This window comes from Bradyrhizobium sp. TM233 (assembly GCF_036247965.1).
Lineage (GTDB): Bacteria > Pseudomonadota > Alphaproteobacteria > Rhizobiales > Xanthobacteraceae > Bradyrhizobium > Bradyrhizobium ottawaense.
In genome coordinates, this window is record NZ_BTIG01000057.1 from 1 (window position 1) to 738 (window position 738).

Annotated in this window: 2 pseudogenes; both read right to left on the reverse strand. The window is 64.6% G+C overall.

Annotation, left to right across the window (positions count from 1 at the left end):
* Positions 1-323, reverse strand: a pseudogene (locus tag AABA86_RS33370) (peptide ABC transporter substrate-binding protein); the annotation flags it as partial.
* Positions 320-738 (reverse strand): annotated as a pseudogene (locus AABA86_RS33375) (oligopeptide/dipeptide ABC transporter ATP-binding protein); the annotation flags it as partial. The pseudogenes AABA86_RS33375 and AABA86_RS33370, both read right to left, overlap by 4 nt.

A 738-nucleotide genomic window follows, 5' to 3' on the forward strand; every position in this document is an offset into this window, starting at 1 on the left:
ATTCGTGCGGATAGCGCCGCATGTGCTCGGCCTTGAGCCCGACCTTGACCAGCAGGCCGGCGACGCGCTCCTCCCGCTCCTTGGCGGACGAGGCGAGGTTATGGATGGTGAAGGCTTCGCCGAGAATCGCGCCGACCGTCATACGCGGATTGAGCGAGGCGAANNCAGCCGGATTCGCCGACGAGACCGAGCGTCTCGCCGCGGTTGACCGAGAACGACACGCCGTCGACCGCATAGACGGTACCGACCTGGCGCGACAGCAGGCCGCCGAGCACCGGGAAGTGCTTCTTCAGGTTGGAGACCTGCAGCAAGGGTTCGCTCATGCCGCGCCTCCCAGATTTGTATCGCCGAGATGACAGGCCATGCGATGGCCGGGTGCGATCTCGCGCAGCAGCGGCTCCTTTTCGGTGCAGACGTTCATGGCGAACTTGCAGCGCGGCGCAAAGCGGCAGCCGACCGGCGGATTGATCAGGATCGGCACCGAGCCGCCGATCGCCTCGAGCCGAGTCTTGTGCTCGCTGTCGAGATCGATGCGCGGGATCGAGCGGATCAACCCCTGCGTATAGGGATGGCCGGGATTGCCGAACAGATNNCTTCCTCGACCACCTTGCCGGCATACATCACGACGACGCGTTGCGCGGTTTCGGCGACGACGCCCATGGCATGGGTGATCAGCATCACCGCCATGCCGAAGCGCTCCTTCATGTCCTGGAGCAGATCCAGGATCTGCGCCTGGAT